The sequence below is a fragment of the Cytobacillus sp. T106 genome (genome assembly GCF_040492155.1).
GTDB classification, from domain to species: Bacteria; Bacillota; Bacilli; order Bacillales; family Cytobacillaceae; genus Bacillus_AB; species Bacillus_AB infantis.
Window position 1 is genome coordinate 388,823 of record NZ_JBEUMK010000001.1, and the last position, 18,981, is coordinate 407,803.

Below are 18,981 nucleotides of genomic sequence, written 5' to 3' on the forward strand. Positions count from 1 at the left end.
CTGCAGGTGAAGAGGATCGGCATTCTTGGAGGTACATTCAATCCTCCCCATCATGGCCATCTGCTGATTGCAAATGAGGTGCTCCATTCCCTTTCATTGGACAAGGTCTGGTTTATGCCAAACCAGGATCCCCCGCATAAAAAGAAGTCTTCAGCTGCATCTGATCAAGCAAGGGTAGAAATGCTGGAGCTTGCAATTGAGGGGCACCCGCGCTTTGAAATCCAGACGATTGAAATGGAACGCGGGGGGCCATCCTACACTTATGATACAATGAAGCTGCTTAAAGAGCAGAATAAGGATACCGAATTCTATTTTATCATCGGGGCTGATATGATTGAGTATCTGCCGAAATGGTATAAAATAAATGACCTCCTTGAGCTTGCCGTCTTTGCCGGCGTCGGCAGGCCTTCCTATAGCAGCCGTACTGACTATCCGGTTGTCCCGGTTGATGTGCCGCAGATGGATGTTTCATCGAGCATGATCAGGGAAAGGCTCAGCCAGGGAGATACCGTGCGCTATCTAATTCCGGAAAGCGTCAGGAAGTATATTGAGGAGAATCGTTTGTATGGATCGTGAATTTTATCTAAAAATAGTAAAGAAACAGTTAACAGAACACCGCTACCAGCATACAATCGGTGTGATGGAAACGGCAATCGGCCTTGCCCGCACCTTTGGGGCTGATATCCAGAAGGCTGAAACGGCCGCTATTCTCCATGATTATGCCAAGTTCCGCCCGAAGGATGAAATGAAGAGGATTATCATAGAGCAAAAAATGCCTGAGGAGCTCCTTATGTACAACAGCGAGCTTTGGCATGCCCCTGCTGGTGCCTACCTTGCTGAAACAGAGGCAGGGGTTACCGATCCTGAAATCCTGGATGCAATCCGGTATCATACGTCAGGAAGGCCGCGAATGCCCTTACTTGATAAAATCATTTATCTCGCCGACTATATTGAACCCGGCCGGCATTTTCCGGGTGTGGATGAAGTCCGGAAACTGGCTGAAACAGATCTTGATTCAGCCTTAATAAAAGCAATGCAGAATACTATCACGTTTTTAATGAAGAAGAATCAGCCGGTGTTTCCGCTGACTTTTCTGTCGTATAATGATCTTGTAATGAAAAAGGAGACTGATTAAATGAGTGAACGCGCCTTATTAGATATGGCTGTAAAAGCAGCCGATGATAAACGAGCAGAAGATATTGTGGTATTGAATATGAAAGGGATTTCCCTCATCTCAGATTATTTTCTGATTTGCCACGGTAATTCTGATAAGCAAGTCCAGGCAATCGCCCGTGAAATGAAAGAAAAGAGCGAAGAGCTTGGCTATACAGTCAACCGGATGGAAGGATTTGACGAGGCGAGATGGATACTCGTTGACCTCGGGGATGTTGTAGCCCATGTTTTCCATAAGGATGAGAGAAGCTATTATAACTTAGAACGCCTGTGGGGCGATGCACCTTCAGTGGATGTCCAGAGCGTGCTTGGACAATGACCTATGGGAAGTTCGCCTACCTTTATGATGCACTGATGAAGGATGTGCCTTATGAAGGCTGGGTGGAAACAGTAAAAAGCAGTACGGAGAAGTACAGGATTGAAGGGAAGCGCCTTCTTGATCTTGCCTGCGGCACCGGGGAGCTTTCTGTCCGTCTCGCACAAGCCGGATACGATGTAACCGGAGTTGATTTATCGGAGGATATGCTCGCTGTCGCCCAGGCAAAAGCAATGGAGCAGGGGGCAGATATCTCTTTCTATCAGCAGGACATGTCAGAACTCGAGGGGCTTGGCGAGTATGATATTGCAGGGATCTTCTGTGACTCCCTGAACTATCTTCAGAGCGAAAAAGAGGTTGAGCAGACATTCGAAAGTGTGGGAAGGCACCTGAAGGAAGGCGGTTTGTTCATCTTTGATGTGCATTCAGTCTATAAGATGGAGCATATCTTCAGGGATCAGACCTTTGCCTTGAATGAAGATGAAATCTCTTATATATGGGAATGCTTCCCTGGGGAGCATCCTTTCAGTGTTGAACATGAATTGACTTTCTTTCAGCTGGACCCTTCGCTCATGAAATATGACAGATATGATGAGCTCCATCTGCAGCGCACTTATCCTATAGATATCTATAAAGACTGGCTTTTAAAAGCAGGGTTTACCCTGCTGGAAATAACAGCGGATTTTGAGACCGAGCTCCCGGCGCAAGAGTCGGAAAGGATCTTTTTCATTTGCCGCAAAAACTAGCAAAAGCCGCTCCCGATGGGGGCGGCTATTGCTTTTTTTCGTATTCCTGTAAGGCTGTTCAAAAAAAGTCAGCGGCAGCAGAAGGAATTTTGAAAGGAAGCAGAGAATGTTAATGGACAGTGAACTGTTTTTTGACCTGTGTAAGATCTTCCTCGAATTTAGAATGTGTTGCCTGGAACACATGCCGAAAAACATCACCTAATTCCTTCTCCAGCACCTTTATTCCTTCACCGGTTATTCCTCCTTTAACACAGACCTTCCGCTGAAGGGCAGGAAGGGTATAATGCCCCTTTTTCAGCAGCTCTCCCATCCCGATCAGCATTTCGCTGGCAAGAACAGTGGCAGTCTCCCGATTTATTTTTGTTTCCGCAACGGCCGCATTAATGAATTGCTGTGTCAGATAACTGAAAAATGCAGGTCCGCAGCTTACGATGTCAGATGATACCCTTGTTATTTCTTCTTCTATTTCCACAGGCTTGGCAATGGCCTCGATAAGCGGCATGAGCTTCTGCTTCCATTCATCCCTGAAATGCTCCCCGTAAGTAACAAGAGCCACACCGGCGTGTGCCCTGTTGGTGATGCTTGGAATCACCCGTGCTGCTGAACAGGGGACAAAAGATTCGAGCTGTTCGGCGCTGATAGGGCTTGTTATTGAAATCACGCAATCCTCATCACTTAAATATGGCCGGATTTCCTGGATCACATCCGCAAAATCATGAGGCTTCACACAAATGAAAATCAAATCCGAATTGGCAGCCGTTTCGGCTGCTCCCTCCGCAAGTTTCAGGCCGCTGTACTCTTTCTGTATCTCTGCCGCTTTCTCCAAAGTTCTGTTTGTAATCGTCACAGAGGAGGGAGGAACGGCTTTGGCATCAAGCAAGGCCTGGATAAGAATTTTCCCCATATTCCCTGTACCGATAAATCCGACATTCATAAATAACCCTCCTTTGACAGCAAGATATCTCATATAACGATATGAAATTGAAAACTCAAATATACCTTGAAAGGGGATGCGATCATGCTGGATTGGATCAAGCGCCGCCCGCTGGCTGGGATTGGTGCGGCTTTCTTATTAATTTTGCTGTTTTATTTTTTTCTTCAGGGAAACAAAGGGGATGGTGACCCGCTTGAAAGTCTGCAGATGGAGGAGGAGCTGGAGTCATTGCCTGGCCTGGGGGAGGAAGAGGAAAAAGAAAAAGAAAAAGAAGCTGCTCCGCCTGTCATTAAGGTTGATGTGAAGGGGAGTGTGAGGAACCCGGGTTTATATGAAGCAGCTGACGGAGAGCGTGTGGCTGATCTTATTCAGAAGGCAGGGGGGCTGACAGAAAACGCAGATGAGGCCCGGATAAACTTTGCCCAGAGAGTGGGCGATGAAATGGTTATTTACGTACCGGAGGAAGGGGAGGAATTGTCAGGTGGAACTGAACCAGCCCAGGCTATCAGTGCAGCCTCGGGAGAAGATGGAATGGTAAATATCAACAGTGCGGGGAGTGAGGAGCTTCAGGATATTCCGGGGATTGGCCCATCAAAAGCAGCTGCCATCATTGAGTACAGGGAAACGGAAGGTCCGTTCCAGTCGCTTGAGGACTTGATGCAGATTAGCGGTATAGGTGAAAAAACCTTTGAAAAGCTTAAATCTTATATAAAATTGAAATGAGCCTCATTGACGTGCTTTTGAAAAAGAGATTAAACTTGTACCAGGAGATTATTCTATAACAAAGAGATTTTAGGAGGAGAAAAATGGAACAGCGTTTATCATGGGACCAATATTTTATGGCTCAAAGCCATTTGCTGGCTTTAAGGAGCACATGTACAAGGCTGGCAGTCGGGGCTACAATTGTCCGCGACAAACGCATCATTGCAGGCGGATACAACGGTTCGATAGCAGGAGGAGACCATTGCATCGACCACGGCTGCTATGTCATCGATAATCATTGCGTCAGGACTATACATGCTGAGATGAACAGCATCCTGCAATGCGCCAAATTCGGTGTGCCCACTGCAGGAGCGGATATTTATGTCACGCATTTCCCATGCCTTCAATGCTGCAAGGCTATCATACAGGCTGGCATTGCAACAGTGTATTACGCTGAAGCCTACAAAAACCATCCGTATGCGATTGAGCTGTTTGAACAGGCAGGCGTCAGGGTGGAGCAGGTAATGCACAAAGAAATTTCTCTCGAATTTAACCGCGCGGAAAAGGCTGAATATATTAAAAACCTGTTGGAAGAGATGAAGCAAAACGGGACAGACCATGAGCGGATTGATAAACTTCAGGCAGAAGCCGGGGAGCTTTTTGGAACCGGGGCTGGCATTACAGCTAAGTAACTGGGCAGGAGGTATCAGTGAAGGGGAATTCTTTTTATTTTGCTGCTGCTGCCCTGGCTGGACTGGTGATCGTGCTGGAAGGGAACATAGCATTATCGCTATTTGCCGTATTCCTTATGTGCCTATTTGCACTAATAAAACGATTCTCAAAAATGTTGATTCTTCTTTTATTTATTACGCTGCTGATATTTGCCTGCAGAGGTTATTTTGCAGAAAAGGGAAATCACAGTGTATTAAGCGGAGCCGAGAAAACGTTTCAGCTGGAGCTGTCAGAAATGAAGATTGATGGAAACAGCCTTTCTGTAAACTCACGCGACAGAAAGACAGGGGAAAAACTGCTTCTTGCCTATAAGCTGGATTCACAGAAAGAAAAGCAGCTGCTGCGGAACAATCTGGTTCCAGGGCTGGTATGCCGCGTGGATGGCATTCTCGAAAAGCCCATGCAGGCAGCTAATCCGAATGGATTTGACTACAGGCTTTATCTGGAAAGAAAGCAGACGTTCTGGATTCTTGAAGCTGATTCGCTGATGCTCAGCCGGTGTTCCGGCACGGCAAGCCATCCTGTTGCAAAAATAAAGAGGCTGAGGCAGTCAGGGATCGCTTATATTGAAACGGAATTCCCCGGGAGCCTTGCACCGCTGGCAGCCGCCCTTGTTTTTGGAGAAAGGGGCCTGATGGACACCAGTCTGCTGGAGGACTATCAGAAGCTCGGCATTGTGCATCTTCTGGCGATATCCGGCCTTCATGTCGGCCTCCTGGCAGCCATGATCCTTTATATAGGGAAAAGAGCAGGCGTCCCCAGTAAGAGGATGAAATTCCTGCTGCTGCTGTTCTTGCCGGTTTACGCCGTCCTGACCGGCGGGGCTCCTTCTGTCACCAGGGCTGTACTGATGTTGATGTGTATGCTGATCTATTCGCTGGCTGCAAGAGGAAAGAAGAAGCTTCAGCCGATTGATGCCGTAAGCTCTGTTTTTGCCGTTTGCCTTTTCTTCTCCCCTCATATAGTCTACGAACCCGGATTTCAGCTGTCTTTTTGTGTCAGCTTTGCCCTTATTATCTCAGCTCCCTCAATCTTTAAAAATCTGAACCACTGGATATCCCAAAGCGTGGCTGTTTCATTGGCTGCCCAGCTTGCATCCGCCCCGATCATTCTCTTCTTCTTTTATGAGATATCGCTTTTCGCTCTCTTCGCCAATCTTCTTTACATCCCCTTTTTTTCATTTATCCTCTTGCCTGGCATCCTGCTGGGATTCCTTTTGCATATACTTTCAGGTGGGAATGCCGGCCTGATCCTGCAGGTGCTTGAGTGGAGCGCAGGCATGGCCAATTTGGCCGCCGGAAAGCTCGGATCATTGCCTGGTGCTGTGTTGGTGCTGGGGAAGCCATCCGGGCCTGCTTTGGCCATGTATATAACAGGAGTACCAGCATTATTGATCATATGGGAAAGGAAGAAAGAGCACTTTACCCTTAAAATGGCCGCAGGCATGCTGTTGCTTTTCTCCTTTCAGCCATTGGAACAAAAATTCTCTCCAAAAGGGGAAATCACCTTTCTGGATGTAGGGCAGGGTGACAGCATTTTGGTTTCCCTGCCCTATGGCAAGGGAGATTATTTAATCGATACAGGCGGCAGGCTTCAGTTTGAAACCGAAGAATGGGAAAAAAGAAAAGATATATTTGATCCAGGGAAGGATATTGTGGTGCCATTTTTGAAGAGCAGAGGAATTTCCCGGCTGGACAGACTGATCCTGACCCATGGGGATGCTGATCATATAGGGGGAGCAGCTGGTGTGCTGGATGAGATTAAAATCAATGAAATCGTCTTCCCTAGAGGGGGTGAGGGCGGGGAGCTTGAAAATTTGCTGATCCAGCGGGCGGATGAACTGTCCATACCAGTGGTCTATGCTGAATCAGGGAGCGGATGGCAGGCTGGCAGCAGCAGCTTCCAAATCATCTCCCCCATCCAGGGCAGAGAATATGGAAGTAAAAACGACGGTTCTCTTGTCATCCTGGCGAAAGCCGGAGGGTTGCGCTGGCTTTTTACAGGCGACCTTGAGGAGGAGGGAGAAGGCAGGATCATCCAAAAATATCCTCATTTAAAGGCAGATATACTCAAAGCGGGGCACCATGGAAGCAATTCCTCCAGTTCGAGCCAGTTTCTGCGGCAAATTGAGCCTAAAGCGGCCGTCATCTCTGCCGGGAGGAACAATCGGTATGGGCATCCTCACCAAGAAGTACTTTCAAGATTGAGTTCCGAGAAAATAAAAATCTTGAGAACTGATCTTCATGGGGCAATTACCTACACATTTACCGAAAAGGCAGGAACGTTTTCCCTCAAGCTCCCATAATATAAGATTAAGAAAGCCCTTCCCATTCACCGCAGGCTTCATAAGCAGAAATGAAAAGAGACTGCATGTGTATGCAGTCTCCATAAATTTACGCTATGTAGCTGTTTTTACGCTCCAATGAATTTAATGACTGTTGCAATAACAAACAATAATGCGAAAAAGCCGAAAGATACGGCAAACCCTACGCCGGAATCAACAGCATCGTTGCGTTTGCTTTGGACGTTCTTTTCAAATTCGTTCACAGTCTACCCCTCCTATATCATTTTTAGTATAAGCGATATATAAAAAAAAATCCACAATTCCTGTGTGCGTTTTCCTGGACTAGAAGGAGTTGTCACAAATAGTTTGATTTCGCGCAGCAGAAAATAACATCACAATGTTTTCGCACCGCCGCCAATCAAGTATCCTAGGCCTTGGCTGGCGACGTTCAATATAGATGGGGAACTGGGCATCGGCGAGCCCGGTTCCTTTGAATGCTTGTCAAATCGTCCGGTCTTCTTTAGGATAGGAGTAGGAAAAAAAGTATTGAACGGAGCGAGACAATTGGTTTTAGATGTGTGGAAGCAAATAAATAACAAACAATTTACCCCGATATATTTATTATACGGAACAGAAGGCTTTTTGATTAATGAAACAAAACAGCTGCTTATCAACAATGTGCTGGCTGAAGACGAGAGCGATTTTAATCTGTCTACATATGATTTGGAGGAAACACCAATAGAAGCGGCACTTGAGGATGCAGAGACCTTCCCTTTCATGGGGGATAAGAGGCTCATCTTTCTTCACAACCCCTCTTTTCTGACTTCCGAAAAGACAAAGGGGAAGACTGAGCATAATCTGGCCAAGCTGGAATCCTATTTAAAAGAGCCGTCGCCATATTCAATTATTGTGTTTGCGGCACCCTATGAAAAGCTGGATGATAGAAAAAAGATTACGAAGGAACTGAAGAAAAAAGCAAGTGTCCTTGAGGCCAAAAAACTGGGGGAGCAGGAGCTGAAAGTCTGGATCAGGGAAAGGGCAGCCCAGAACGGCGTCCAGATTGAGGAGGATGCCGTGCAGCTTATGCTGACTCTGGCAGGTACCAACCTCTTTATGCTGACAGGTGAAATTGATAAATTGGCCTTATATGCCGACGAGGAAAAGCTGATTGATGCCGAGGCAGTTGACAAGCTGGTTGCCAGGTCGCTTGAGCAGAATATTTTCACCCTTGTCGACAAGGTGGTCCACAGAAAAATAGATGAGGCACTGCGGATTTATTATGATCTTTTAAAGCAAAATGAAGAGCCGATTAAAATTCTTTCCATTCTGACCGGCCAATTCAGGCTGATCTACCAGGTGAAGGAGCTGTCGAGAAGGGGATACGGCCAGCAGCAGACGGCCGGATACTTAAAGGTCCATCCCTTCAGGGTCAAGCTTGCAGCCGGACAGGCCCAGCTTTTCGGAGATGAGGAACTGTCCCGCATCATGAAGCTTCTGGCAGAAGCAGATTATGAGATGAAAACAGGGGGGATGAACAAGGAAATGCTTATTGAGATGTTTTTGTTCAGGCTCCACGACCATGCCCTCCACAAACTGACAAAATAAAAAAATGGCCCAAAAGGCCATTTTTTTCATTTTTACGGCATAAGAAAAGGCTATCTGTGAAGATAGCCGGGAATCTTTAAACGATTACGCGTTCAAAGAGTTTAGTTTTTTAGCAAGACGAGATTGCTTGCGTGCAGCAGCGTTTTTGTGGATAAGGCCTTTTGCAGCAGCTTTGTCAAGCTGGCTGACTGCGTTCGCATATGCAGTCTTAGCAGCAGCTGTATCTTCGTTCACGATTGCAGCTTCAGCTTTCTTGACAGCAGTACGCATTGAAGACTTAACAGTCACGTTTTGAGCATTGCGGGCTTCGCTTGTTTTTACGCGTTTAATAGCAGATTTAATGTTTGGCATTCCATTCACCTCCTAGAAAAAAGCAATCGAGATTATATTAACTCGACTTTCATATCATTCATTAACAATAATTAAGAACAAGTGCTATTTTATCAAAGGCATGCTAATAATGCAATACTGTAGTTTAAAATCAATTCTTTTTGCCGGGAAGGACCCAAAAGCAGTTTGATCATTTTAGGGAAGCAAATGAACATAGGCTCCAGGCGGGACAGCTTCTGAATGAATTGGCGCGGTTCAGGCAAAGCTAGGAAAAAGCACCGGCCCAGGCCGGATTGAAGAAAAGAGGGCAGCAATGTGAAAGAACCATTAGATCTTAGCAGCTATTCAATAAGAACCGACCTTGCCATTGAAGCCAGGGAGATAGTAATGGATGAACGCTCAAAAAACCTTGGGAAAGAAGAGAATCTCTCTCAGCTTGAAGGGGTCATAATTAAAGAAAAAGAAGAAGATGATCTCAAGATATCTTATGTTGAGGTGACATCAGAAGGCGCCAAATCCCTTGGGAAGAAAGAAGGCAAGTATCTAACCATTGAGGTCCAGGGTATCAGGCAGCAGGACACAGAGCTTCAGCAGAAGGTCGAAAATGTGTTTTCAAGCGAATTGGCCCGTTTCATTGAGGGGATGGGGATCAAGAAAGATGCAAGCTGCCTTGTCGTTGGTCTCGGAAACTGGAATGTCACGCCCGATGCACTGGGACCCCAGGTTTGTGAAAATATTTTGGTCACACGCCACCTTTATCAGCTTCAGCCGGAAAATGTTGAAGAGGGCTACAGGCCAGTAAGTGCCCTTGCCCCTGGCGTTATGGGGCTGACCGGGATCGAGACAAGCGATATCATCTTTGGGGTAGTGGAGAAGACGAAGCCGGACTTTGTGCTTGCAGTTGACGCCCTGGCCGCCCGCTCAATTGAAAGGGTGAACTCTACCATCCAAATTTCTGATACAGGCATCCATCCGGGTTCAGGAGTAGGCAACAAGCGGAAGGAGCTCAGCAGGGAAACTCTCGGGATTCCAGTGATTGCAATTGGGGTGCCGACCGTCGTGGATGCAGTCAGCATCACAAGCGATACAATTGATTTCATTCTTAAGCATTTCGGCAGGGAGCTTAAGGAAGGTGACAGGCCATCCCGGGCGCTGGCCCCTGCAGGCATGAATTTCGGGAAAAGGAAGAAGCTCACAGAGGAAGACCTGCCAGAAGAACAGCAGCGGCAAACTTTCCTTGGCATTGTCGGCACACTTCCAGATGAAGAAAAGAGAAAGCTGATTTATGAGGTGCTTTCTCCAATCGGCCATAATCTGATGGTAACACCGAAAGAGGTGGATGTGTTTATGGAGGATATGTCCAATCTTGTAGCCAATGGGCTGAATGCTGCCCTCCATAGCAGGATCAACCAGGAAAATTCCGGTTTTTATACTAGGTAGCCTTCTTGAGGTTCTATCTACTCTAGCACAGTCATAAGATTTACTAGACTTAAGCTGAAGAGGTGGACCTATGAAAACAGCGAAACCAACTGATAACAGCCCGGGCATGATTGGGTCTGGATTTCTGAAGGCAAGCACAGCCTGTCTGCTGTTTTCCGGCCTGGTATTTGCAGTCAGCGGGGCTGTTGCTTTTCCGGGCAATGAATATAGGGCTGTCCCTGAATCTATCAGGGCTGCGCTGTCCAATATGAAAGCAGAGGGGCTGTACCAGCTGATTGGTTTGGAGAACCACCATTTCCATGCAGCGCTGCCGGATAGACCGGTGCACCCTCCCCTTTCAGGCCTATTATTCGAACTGTCCACGAATGTACGCCTGAATGACCCGGGCAGTCTGCTTGGAAGAGAACTGCCTGCCTTTCGAGGTAATGAAGGCGCACTCCTCACAGCGGGTGAAAAAACGAATAATCCCAATATGCCAATTGAATCCCCGCCTCCGATTGAATCGCTGCGGGCTGAACAGGAAGCTTCCCTGATGAACGGCGGAAAAATGGCGGGTATCGATGAAGAAACAAGGATGACGACCGTAGGCAAAAAGATCGTTTATATTTATTTTTCGCATAATCGTGAATCTTTCCTTCCTTACTTGGATGGAGTGAAGGATATTGATCAGGCATTTCATCCTGAACAGAATATCACCAAAGTGGGAGAACGCCTGAAATCAGCCCTGGAGGCAAAAGGCATTGGCGCAGCGGTGGATAAGACTGACATCCAGGCTGACTTAAGCAGAAAAGGCTGGAGCTATTCACAGTCATATGACCAGTCAAGGGAAGCCGTCGAAACTGCCCTCGCAGCTGATCAACATCTGTCTTATTTAATTGATATCCATCGGGATGCCAAAAGGAAAAGTGATACCACGACGGAAATAGATGATGTCGATTTTGCTAAAGTCGCTTTTATCATTGGTGCAGAGCATAAAGGTTATGAGCAGAATCTTTCATTTGCCAATGAACTTCATAATCTTTTGGAAAAAAAATATAAAGGCTTAAGCAGGGGGGCATTCACAAAGGAAGGAAGCCTGACGAACGGTAAATTCAATCAGGATTTATCCGAGCATGCGATTCTGGTTGAAATCGGAGGGGTGGACAATACCTTCGAGGAGCTGTACAGATCAGCTGAAGCTCTGGCAGAAGTTTTCAGTGAATATTACTGGCAGGCAGAGAAAGTAGATTCTTCCGGAAATATCCCTGCCGGCAAAGAATGAAAAAGGTGATTATGATGAAAATGTTTATGGTAAAAGCTTTCCTTGCTGCAGCATTGATGTTCATTTCCGTCCTTTTTGGCATGCAGCATGCCAATGAGGGGACGAGGGCTATGAGAGGCTATGATGAAAAAGGGCTGAATCCTGCTTTCTCCATTAATGAAAGCAGTACAGGGGAGCTGGAGGCCTCCATACTCGGCCAGGACGTATCTTCACATGACCTGGAAAAGAAAAGAGAAAAGCTGGAAGAGATGAAGGCATATAATTTCTTTTCCTCTGCCGGCAGGGATCTTGCCGAAGGGCTATCAAAGGCCGCAGACACCGCCATACAGAAAGTGGCGGATCTGATAAAATAATAGAGAACAATCGGCCATCCGGGAGATGGCTGTTTTATTTTAGTGGCCTTCTCAGTGCTTCCGCTTTTCCTTGAATGTTCCAACCCCTGCTGATATAATCAAAAATAGTGTATATGCGCGAGTATAGTAGGAGTGAACGCTATGAATAGAGAAGACAGACTGGAAAGACAATCGAAAACCCGGAATTTTTCAATAATTGCCCATATTGACCATGGGAAATCAACGCTGGCTGACAGAATCCTGGAAAGAACAAATGCCTTGACGGCGCGGGAAATGAAGGACCAGCTGCTCGATTCCATGGACCTGGAAAGAGAACGCGGGATTACAATCAAATTGAATTCTGTGCAATTAAAATATAAAGCAAAAGATGGAGAAATTTACACTTTTCATCTGATTGATACCCCAGGGCACGTAGACTTTACTTATGAAGTGTCCCGAAGCCTTGCAGCATGTGAAGGCGCAGTGCTTGTTGTGGATGCTGCACAAGGCATTGAAGCCCAAACTCTGGCAAATGTGTACCTTGCCATTGATAATGACCTTGAAATTGTACCGGTCATCAACAAAATCGACCTTCCAAGTGCAGATCCTGAACGGGTGCGCGGTGAAATCGAGGACGTCATTGGGCTTGATGCCAGTGAGGCTGTATTGGCATCTGCAAAAGCAGGGATCGGAATTGAGGAGATTCTGGAACAGGTCGTTGAAAAGGTTCCAGCTCCACAGGGAGATCCAGATGCCCCGCTGAAGGCGCTGATCTTTGACAGCCTTTATGATGCATACAGAGGCGTTGTTGCCTATATCCGTGTTGTTGAAGGAACAGTGAAGGTCGGTGATAAAGTCAAGATGATGGCGACCGGCAAAGAGTTCGAAGTCACGGAGGTAGGCGTTTTCACACCGAAATCAACTCCGCTGCCTGAGCTTTCTGTAGGTGATGTAGGCTTCCTGACAGCAGCAATTAAGAATGTCGGCGATACACGTGTCGGCGATACGATCACAAGCGCGAAAAATGGAGCTACAGAACCCCTGCCAGGCTACCGGAAGCTGAATCCAATGGTATACTGCGGCCTGTACCCGATTGACAGCGCCAGATTCAATGATTTGCGCGAAGCGCTTGAAAAGCTTGAGCTCAACGATTCTGCGCTTCAGTTTGAGCCGGAGACTTCCCAGGCATTGGGCTTCGGTTTCCGCTGCGGATTCCTTGGACTGCTTCATATGGAAATCATCCAGGAACGCATTGAGCGGGAATTCAAGATAGACCTGATCACAACTGCACCAAGCGTTATCTACGATGTTGTCATGACTGACGGCACTTTGCTGAAAGTGGACAATCCGTCAGATATGCCTGACGCACAGAAAATTGACCGTGTAGAGGAGCCTTATGTAAAGGCGACGATGATGGCGCCAAATGATTATGTCGGTGCAATCATGGAGCTCTGCCAGGAAAAACGCGGTATTTTCATTGATATGCAGTATATGGATGAGACCAGGGTCAGCATTGTGTACGAAATTCCGCTTTCGGAAATTGTGTATGACTTCTTCGATCAGCTTAAATCCAGCACAAAAGGCTATGCCTCATTCGATTATGAGCTGATTGGCTATAAAGAATCCAAGCTTGTCAAAATGGACATTCTGCTTAACGCTGAAAAAGTCGATGCGCTCAGCTTTATCGTCCATAGAGATTTCGCATATGAACGTGGAAAAGTGATTGTAGAGAAACTGAAGGACCTGATTCCCCGCCAGCAGTTTGAGGTGCCGATCCAGGCTGCAATCGGGCAAAAAATCGTTGCGCGTTCAACGATTAAAGCGATGAGGAAGAACGTATTGGCGAAATGTTACGGCGGAGATATTTCCCGGAAAAGAAAGCTGCTTGAAAAGCAGAAGGAAGGGAAAAAGCGCATGAAGCAGGTCGGCTCTGTCGAAGTTCCGCAGGAAGCATTCATGGCAGTCCTGAAAATGGACGATACGACTCCCAAAAAGTAACAGGCTCCAGGTTTGATTTGTTGCCGGAGGTTAGATATGCTTGCATACAAGCAGCTCTAACCTCTTTTTCATTGAAAAAAAGATCTGCCGATGAGCAAATTATTAAAGGTTGTGACGACACGTATGATAAATGCGGCTTATATCCATATACCGTTTTGTGAACATATATGCCATTATTGTGATTTTAATAAAGTGTTTCTTAAAGGCCAGCCGGTCGATGAATATCTGCAGGCCCTTGAAAAAGAAATGGAATTGACCCTTCAGGATCGTCCCTCAAGCCCTTTCCGTTCAATTTTTGTTGGCGGAGGCACCCCGACTGCCTTGGATGCACGCCAGCTCGAGATGCTGTGCGCATCAATCAGAAAGCATATGCCTCTTGAAGAAGGGGCAGAATTCACCTTCGAAGCAAACCCGGGCGATCTTTCTGAAGATAAGCTGAAGGCGCTTTATGATGCCGGGGTAAACAGGCTGAGCTTTGGAGTCCAGACCTTCAATGAAGAATTGCTGAAGAGGATCGGCAGAACACACAGGGCCAAGGATGTATTTGCATCAATTGAACTTGCGAAAAAAACAGGGTTCAGCAGCATCAGTGTAGACCTTATTTACAGCTTGCCGGGCCAGACCATCGCTGACTTCAAGGAAACGCTGGATACTGCCTTTACACTGGATATCCAGCACTATTCCGGATACTCACTGATCATTGAACCGAAGACGGTTTTTTATAATCTTATGCGAAAAGGGAAGCTTCCTTCCCCGGGTGAAGATGCAGAAGCAGCGATGTATGAGCTTCTTATGGAAAGGATGGATCTTGAAGGATTTAAGCAATATGAAATCAGCAATTTTGCGCTTCCCGGTTTTGAAAGCAGGCATAACCTGACATACTGGAATAATGAAGAGTATTATGGATTTGGAGCCGGGGCCCATGGCTATGCAGGCGGGAGCCGGAATGCCAATTACGGGCCGCTGAAGAAATATATGGAGCCCTTGTCGGAAAACAAACTTCCTGTCATGGAATCGCATATTGTGACAAAAGCTGAAAGGATGGAAGAGGAAATGTTCCTGGGGCTTAGAAAGACGGAAGGTGTAGAAGTTTCCCGCTTTATGGAGAAATTTGAAGAAGATCCCCTTCAGCTGTTCAGGAGCGAGCTGGAAAGGCTTCAGACATTAGAGCTGATCGAAGCTGGCGGGAAGTCGATCCGGCTGACGCGAAAAGGGCGCCTTCTTGGGAACGAAGTATTTCAATCCTTCATCGGTGTAATCTAATGATTGACATCGCGCCTATAAATTTGATAATTTATTATTAGATTTAGCACTCACTGTTGAAGAGTGCTAACAGAGGTGATAAACGTGTTAACAGATCGTCAATTATTGATTTTCCAGGTGATTGTTGATGATTTCATTCGGTCTGCCCAGCCAGTCGGTTCAAGGAGCCTGTCGAAAAAAGAAGAAATTTCTTTCAGTTCGGCCACTATACGAAACGAAATGGCTGATTTAGAAGAATTGGGTTTTATCGAGAAAACACACACCTCATCCGGAAGGGTTCCTTCTGAAAAAGGCTATCGCTATTATGTTGACCATCTTTTGTCACCCCAGAAGCTGAACCAGCAGGATATATTCACCATTAAGTCCCTCTTTGCAGAGCGGATTTATGAGCTCGAAAAGATTGTGCAGAAATCTGCCAGAATCATGTCAGAACTGACGAGCTATACTTCAATTGTCCTTGGTCCAGCCGTTAAAGAAAACAAGCTGAGAAAAATTCAGATTGTCCCTCTGAACAAGGATACGGCCATAGCCATCATTGTGACTGATACAGGGCATGTGGAAAACAAAATGTTCAGCATACCTGAGAATATCCACCCTGGGGAAATAGAAAAACTGGTCAATATCCTGAATGAGCGGCTAGCCGGTGTGCCTATAGATAATCTCAACGATAAAATCTATAAAGAAGTGGCTGTACTGCTCAGGCAGCATGTCAATCACTATGATCTCCTGCTCTATTCTTTTGCTGACATATTAAAGCTGTCAGCCAATGAAAAACTCTTTTTCGGCGGCAAGACGAACATGCTCAGCCAGCCGGAATTCCATGATATCAATAAAATCAGGAATCTGATGAATATGATTGAGCAGGAAGAAAGCATCTATGATTTAATACGCAAAGATAAATCAGGAATCAATATTAAAATCGGCAGAGAGAATGAGAACTCGGCCATGGAAAACTGCAGCCTCATTACTGCCACCTATTCAATGGGGGCAGAGCAGCTGGGGACCATCGCGGTCCTTGGGCCGACGAGGATGGAGTATTCCAGGGTGATCAGCCTGCTGCAGATTATCAGCGCAGACCTCACTGACGTCCTGACGAAGCTGTATCAAAAGAGCTGACGCGGGTAATATTGATGATGGGTGGAAGCTGTCTTCCATCCCTTTCATTGCGTGTAAATATTTATATCCAATCAGCGTCCTATGGCATGCAAGTCACGCCAGGCATGCTTAACCTTTAAGGGAGGTGAACTAGTTGGCAGACAATAAGGACTTTTTAAAGGAAGAAGAACAAGAAGCAGCCGCTGCACAAGGCAGCAATGAGCCAATCGAAGCAGTTTTCGGAGAATCAGCTGCACCATCTGAAACTGGTGAAAATGGTGAAGAGCCATCTATGGGCCAGGAAGACTCAGCAGAGCTGAAGGCTGCACACGAAAAAATTGCAGAGCTTGAGGCGAAATTGGGGGAAGCAGAAAACCGCTATCTCCGTCTTCAGGCAGACTTTGATAATTCCAGGCGCCGGGCAAAGCTTGACCAGGAGGCGGCTGAAAAATATAGAGCACAAAAACTGATCACTGAACTGCTTCCAGCCCTTGACAATTTCGAAAGAGCGCTGAAAATGGAAACTGACAATGAGCAGGCCAAAACGCTCCAGCAGGGAATGGAAATGGTTTACCGCAGTCTTGCGGAGGCGATCAAGAAAGAAGGCGCCGAAGCAATCGAGGCTGTCGGAAAAGAGTTTGATCCGCATCTGCACCAGGCTGTCATGCAGGTTGAAGACGAAAACTTTGCATCCAACACAGTTGTGGAAGAATTCCAAAAAGGCTACATGCTAAAGGACAGGGTCATCCGTCCGGCAATGGTAAAAGTAAACCAATAATAAAACTACATATATCGGGAGGTAAGGAACATGAGCAAAATCATTGGCATTGACTTGGGTACTACAAACTCATGTGTATCCGTTTTAGAAGGCGGAGAGCCTAAAGTAATTCCGAATCCGGAAGGAAACCGTACAACTCCATCAGTTGTCGCATTCAAAAACGGCGAACGCCAGGTTGGCGAGGTAGCTAAGCGCCAATCCATTACAAATCCAAACACGATCATTTCTGTTAAACGCCATATGGGTACAGACCATAAAGTGGAAGCAGAAGGCAAGGAATATACGCCGCAGGAAATGTCTGCTATCATCCTTCAGTATCTTAAAGGCTATGCAGAAGATTATCTTGGTGAAAAGGTTGAGAAAGCTGTTATCACAGTTCCAGCATATTTCAATGATGCTGAACGCCAGGCGACAAAAGATGCAGGCAGGATTGCCGGCCTGGAAGTAGAGCGCATCATCAACGAGCCTACAGCAGCGGCTCTTGCATACGGTCTTGACAAAATGGACGAAGACCAGACAATCCTTGTTTATGACCTTGGCGGCGGTACATTTGATGTATCCATCCTCGAGCTTGGCGACGGAGTTTTTGAAGTTAAATCAACTGCCGGCGACAACCGTCTCGGAGGGGATGACTTCGACCAGGTAGTCATTGATTATCTAGTAGAACAGTTCAAAAAAGAAAACGGCATCGACCTTTCAAAAGACAAAATGGCGCTTCAGCGCTTGAAAGATGCAGCTGAAAAAGCGAAGAAAGATTTGTCCGGCGTCACTTCTACACAAATCTCCCTTCCGTTCATCACTGCAGGGGATGCAGGTCCTCTTCACCTGGAGGTTACACTGTCCAGAGCGAAGTTTGATGAACTGTCAGCGGGCCTTGTAGAACGTACAATGGGACCTACGCGCCAGGCGCTCAAAGATGCCGGGCTTTCTCCATCAGAAATCGATAAGGTCATCCTTGTCGGCGGTTCAACCCGTATTCCTGCAGTTCAGGAAGCAATCAAGAAGGAAGTTGGAAAAGACCCTCATAGAGGCGTAAATCCTGATGAAGTTGTTGCTATGGGCGCAGCGATCCAGGGCGGAGTCATTTCCGGAGATGTTAAAGATGTAGTCCTATTGGATGTAACGCCATTATCACTTGGAATCGAAACAATGGGCGGAGTGTTCACAAAGCTGATCGAGCGCAACACAACAATCCCGACTTCCAAGTCCCAGGTATTTTCTACAGCGGCTGACAGCCAGACTGCTGTTGACATTCATGTGCTTCAGGGTGAACGCCCAATGGCAGCTGACAATAAAACTCTTGGCCGCTTCCAATTGACTGATATCCCGCCGGCACCGCGCGGCATACCTCAAATCGAAGTATCCTTCGATATTGACAAAAACGGCATCGTCAATGTACGCGCCAAAGATCTTGGAACAAACAAAGAGCAGACAATTACAATTAAATCTTCCACAGGCCTTTCTGACGATGAAATCCAGCAAATGGTCAGGGCAGCAGAAGAAAATGCAGAAGCAGATAAAAAGCGCAAAGAAGAAGTGGAGCTTCGCAATGAGGCAGACCAGCTAGTCTTCACAACTGAAAAAACTTTAAAGGATCTTGAAGGCAAGGTGGATGAAGCGGAAGTTGCGAAAGCGAACGAAGCTAAGGATGCACTGAAGGCGGCAATCGAAAAGAACGAGCTGGAAGAGATCCGCACTGCAAAGGATGCCCTTCAGGAAATCGTGCAAAATCTTTCTATGAAGCTCTACGAAGAAGCAGCGAAGCAGGCTCAGGCAGCTCAGGGTGCTGAAGGCCAAGGCGGAGATGACAATGTCGTGGACGCAGAATTCGAAGAAGTAAACGACGACGACAAAAAATAATAGCAGGCAGCAGGATATAAAAGTCAAAGTCAGGTTCCACTTGACTTTGGCTTTTTTTCTTAATCTGGAGCAGTGATTAGGCCAGGTGATTAGCCTGCGTTCCTTATTAGGGCAAGCGCCCTCCGCTTTTAG

19 protein-coding genes are annotated in these 18,981 nt (G+C 46.6%); 16 read left to right on the plus strand and 3 right to left on the minus strand.

Going from position 1 to position 18,981, the window contains the following annotated elements:
* Nucleotides 1-6 precede the first annotated feature (6 nt).
* Genes ABU165_RS01900 through ABU165_RS01915 form a run of 4 tightly spaced genes read left to right on the plus strand, consistent with a single transcriptional unit; the run spans nt 7 to nt 2,235 of the window.
* Nucleotides 7-576 (plus strand): nicotinate-nucleotide adenylyltransferase, encoded by a 570-nt coding sequence (locus tag ABU165_RS01900; protein WP_101550360.1) that lies wholly within the window; start codon nt 7-9, stop codon nt 574-576.
* Nucleotides 566-1,135, plus strand: a complete 570-nt coding sequence (gene yqeK / locus ABU165_RS01905; RefSeq protein ID WP_248137429.1) for a bis(5'-nucleosyl)-tetraphosphatase (symmetrical) YqeK — start codon at nt 566-568, stop codon at nt 1,133-1,135. The genes ABU165_RS01900 and yqeK overlap by 11 nt, the downstream gene beginning before the upstream one ends.
* Nucleotides 1,136-1,492: a ribosome silencing factor gene (rsfS, locus tag ABU165_RS01910; RefSeq protein WP_009796232.1), complete on the plus strand. Its 357-nt coding sequence runs from the start codon at nt 1,136-1,138 to the stop codon at nt 1,490-1,492.
* Nucleotides 1,489-2,235 (plus strand): class I SAM-dependent DNA methyltransferase, encoded by a 747-nt coding sequence (locus ABU165_RS01915; protein WP_101550356.1) that lies wholly within the window; start codon nt 1,489-1,491, stop codon nt 2,233-2,235. The genes rsfS and ABU165_RS01915 overlap by 4 nt, the downstream gene beginning before the upstream one ends.
* A gap of 109 nt (nt 2,236-2,344) precedes the next feature.
* On the opposite strand, the gene comER is transcribed toward ABU165_RS01915, so the two are convergent.
* Nucleotides 2,345-3,169 (minus strand): late competence protein ComER, encoded by an 825-nt coding sequence (gene comER, locus ABU165_RS01920; protein WP_022544213.1) that lies wholly within the window; start codon nt 3,167-3,169, stop codon nt 2,345-2,347.
* Between the two features lie 84 nt (nt 3,170-3,253).
* Here comER and ABU165_RS01925 point away from each other — a divergent pair, with 84 nt between their 5' ends.
* The 3 genes from ABU165_RS01925 (at nt 3,254) to ABU165_RS01935 (ending at nt 6,908) form a co-directional block, all read left to right on the plus strand.
* Nucleotides 3,254-3,892 (plus strand): helix-hairpin-helix domain-containing protein, encoded by a 639-nt coding sequence (locus ABU165_RS01925; RefSeq protein ID WP_318059552.1) that lies wholly within the window; start codon nt 3,254-3,256, stop codon nt 3,890-3,892.
* Nucleotides 3,893-3,975: 83 nt separating this feature from the next.
* Nucleotides 3,976-4,563 carry a ComE operon protein 2 gene (locus ABU165_RS01930; protein WP_009796227.1) on the plus strand — a complete coding sequence of 196 codons (588 nt, stop codon included), beginning with the start codon at nt 3,976-3,978 and terminating at the stop codon, nt 4,561-4,563.
* Nucleotides 4,564-4,580: 17 nt separating this feature from the next.
* Nucleotides 4,581-6,908 (plus strand): DNA internalization-related competence protein ComEC/Rec2, encoded by a 2,328-nt coding sequence (locus ABU165_RS01935; RefSeq protein ID WP_318059551.1) that lies wholly within the window; start codon nt 4,581-4,583, stop codon nt 6,906-6,908.
* Nucleotides 6,909-7,015: 107 nt separating this feature from the next.
* Here the strand turns inward: ABU165_RS01935 and ABU165_RS01940 are convergent, their stop codons facing one another.
* Complete coding sequence (locus ABU165_RS01940; RefSeq protein ID WP_009796271.1) at nt 7,016-7,150, minus strand: YqzM family protein; 135 nt, start codon at nt 7,148-7,150, stop codon at nt 7,016-7,018.
* Between the two features lie 301 nt (nt 7,151-7,451).
* Here ABU165_RS01940 and holA point away from each other — a divergent pair, with 301 nt between their 5' ends.
* Nucleotides 7,452-8,492, plus strand: coding sequence for a DNA polymerase III subunit delta (gene holA, locus ABU165_RS01945; protein WP_318059634.1), 1,041 nt, complete (start codon nt 7,452-7,454; stop codon nt 8,490-8,492).
* Nucleotides 8,493-8,576: 84 nt separating this feature from the next.
* Here the strand turns inward: holA and rpsT are convergent, their stop codons facing one another.
* Nucleotides 8,577-8,843 carry a 30S ribosomal protein S20 gene (rpsT, locus tag ABU165_RS01950; protein ID WP_009796269.1) on the minus strand — a complete coding sequence of 89 codons (267 nt, stop codon included), beginning with the start codon at nt 8,841-8,843 and terminating at the stop codon, nt 8,577-8,579.
* A gap of 294 nt (nt 8,844-9,137) precedes the next feature.
* On the opposite strand from rpsT, the gene gpr reads away from it, so the two are divergent.
* The 8 genes from gpr to dnaK all read left to right on the plus strand — a co-directional run bounded on the left by gpr (nt 9,138) and on the right by dnaK (nt 18,849).
* Nucleotides 9,138-10,262, plus strand: coding sequence for a GPR endopeptidase (gpr, locus tag ABU165_RS01955; RefSeq protein WP_009796267.1), 1,125 nt, complete (start codon nt 9,138-9,140; stop codon nt 10,260-10,262).
* Between the two features lie 70 nt (nt 10,263-10,332).
* The gene (gene spoIIP, locus ABU165_RS01960) at nt 10,333-11,523 is read left to right on the plus strand and encodes a stage II sporulation protein P (RefSeq protein WP_318059550.1); all 1,191 of its coding nucleotides are present in this window, start codon (nt 10,333-10,335) and stop codon (nt 11,521-11,523) included.
* A 14-nt stretch (nt 11,524-11,537) separates the two neighbouring features.
* Nucleotides 11,538-11,876, plus strand: a complete 339-nt coding sequence (locus tag ABU165_RS01965; RefSeq protein WP_035403644.1) for a YqxA family protein — start codon at nt 11,538-11,540, stop codon at nt 11,874-11,876.
* 141 nt (nt 11,877-12,017) lie between these two features.
* Nucleotides 12,018-13,853 carry a translation elongation factor 4 gene (gene lepA, locus ABU165_RS01970; protein WP_094767029.1) on the plus strand — a complete coding sequence of 612 codons (1,836 nt, stop codon included), beginning with the start codon at nt 12,018-12,020 and terminating at the stop codon, nt 13,851-13,853.
* A gap of 123 nt (nt 13,854-13,976) precedes the next feature.
* Nucleotides 13,977-15,116 (plus strand): radical SAM family heme chaperone HemW, encoded by a 1,140-nt coding sequence (hemW, locus tag ABU165_RS01975; RefSeq protein ID WP_022544210.1) that lies wholly within the window; start codon nt 13,977-13,979, stop codon nt 15,114-15,116.
* 84 nt (nt 15,117-15,200) lie between these two features.
* Nucleotides 15,201-16,232, plus strand: coding sequence for a heat-inducible transcriptional repressor HrcA (gene hrcA / locus ABU165_RS01980; RefSeq protein WP_009796262.1), 1,032 nt, complete (start codon nt 15,201-15,203; stop codon nt 16,230-16,232).
* A 133-nt stretch (nt 16,233-16,365) separates the two neighbouring features.
* Nucleotides 16,366-16,989 carry a nucleotide exchange factor GrpE gene (gene grpE, locus ABU165_RS01985; protein ID WP_101550346.1) on the plus strand — a complete coding sequence of 208 codons (624 nt, stop codon included), beginning with the start codon at nt 16,366-16,368 and terminating at the stop codon, nt 16,987-16,989.
* 30 nt (nt 16,990-17,019) lie between these two features.
* The gene (gene dnaK, locus ABU165_RS01990; RefSeq protein WP_009796260.1) at nt 17,020-18,849 is read left to right on the plus strand and encodes a molecular chaperone DnaK; all 1,830 of its coding nucleotides are present in this window, start codon (nt 17,020-17,022) and stop codon (nt 18,847-18,849) included.
* Nucleotides 18,850-18,981 lie beyond the last annotated feature (132 nt).

Coding starts and splice junctions, on each gene's coding strand:
- hemW (WP_022544210.1), top strand. CDS start 13,977: ATGATAAATGCGGCTTATATCCATATACCGTTTTGTGAACATATATGC.
- rpsT (WP_009796269.1), bottom strand. CDS start 8,843: ATGCCAAACATTAAATCTGCTATTAAACGCGTAAAAACAAGCGAAGCC.
- spoIIP (WP_318059550.1), top strand. CDS start 10,333: ATGAAAACAGCGAAACCAACTGATAACAGCCCGGGCATGATTGGGTCT.
- lepA (WP_094767029.1), top strand. CDS start 12,018: ATGAATAGAGAAGACAGACTGGAAAGACAATCGAAAACCCGGAATTTT.
- ABU165_RS01965 (WP_035403644.1), top strand. CDS start 11,538: ATGAAAATGTTTATGGTAAAAGCTTTCCTTGCTGCAGCATTGATGTTC.
- yqeK (WP_248137429.1), top strand. CDS start 566: ATGGATCGTGAATTTTATCTAAAAATAGTAAAGAAACAGTTAACAGAA.
- dnaK (WP_009796260.1), top strand. CDS start 17,020: ATGAGCAAAATCATTGGCATTGACTTGGGTACTACAAACTCATGTGTA.
- rsfS (WP_009796232.1), top strand. CDS start 1,136: ATGAGTGAACGCGCCTTATTAGATATGGCTGTAAAAGCAGCCGATGAT.
- ABU165_RS01925 (WP_318059552.1), top strand. CDS start 3,254: ATGCTGGATTGGATCAAGCGCCGCCCGCTGGCTGGGATTGGTGCGGCT.
- comER (WP_022544213.1), bottom strand. CDS start 3,169: ATGAATGTCGGATTTATCGGTACAGGGAATATGGGGAAAATTCTTATC.
- ABU165_RS01930 (WP_009796227.1), top strand. CDS start 3,976: ATGGAACAGCGTTTATCATGGGACCAATATTTTATGGCTCAAAGCCAT.
- ABU165_RS01915 (WP_101550356.1), top strand. CDS start 1,489: ATGACCTATGGGAAGTTCGCCTACCTTTATGATGCACTGATGAAGGAT.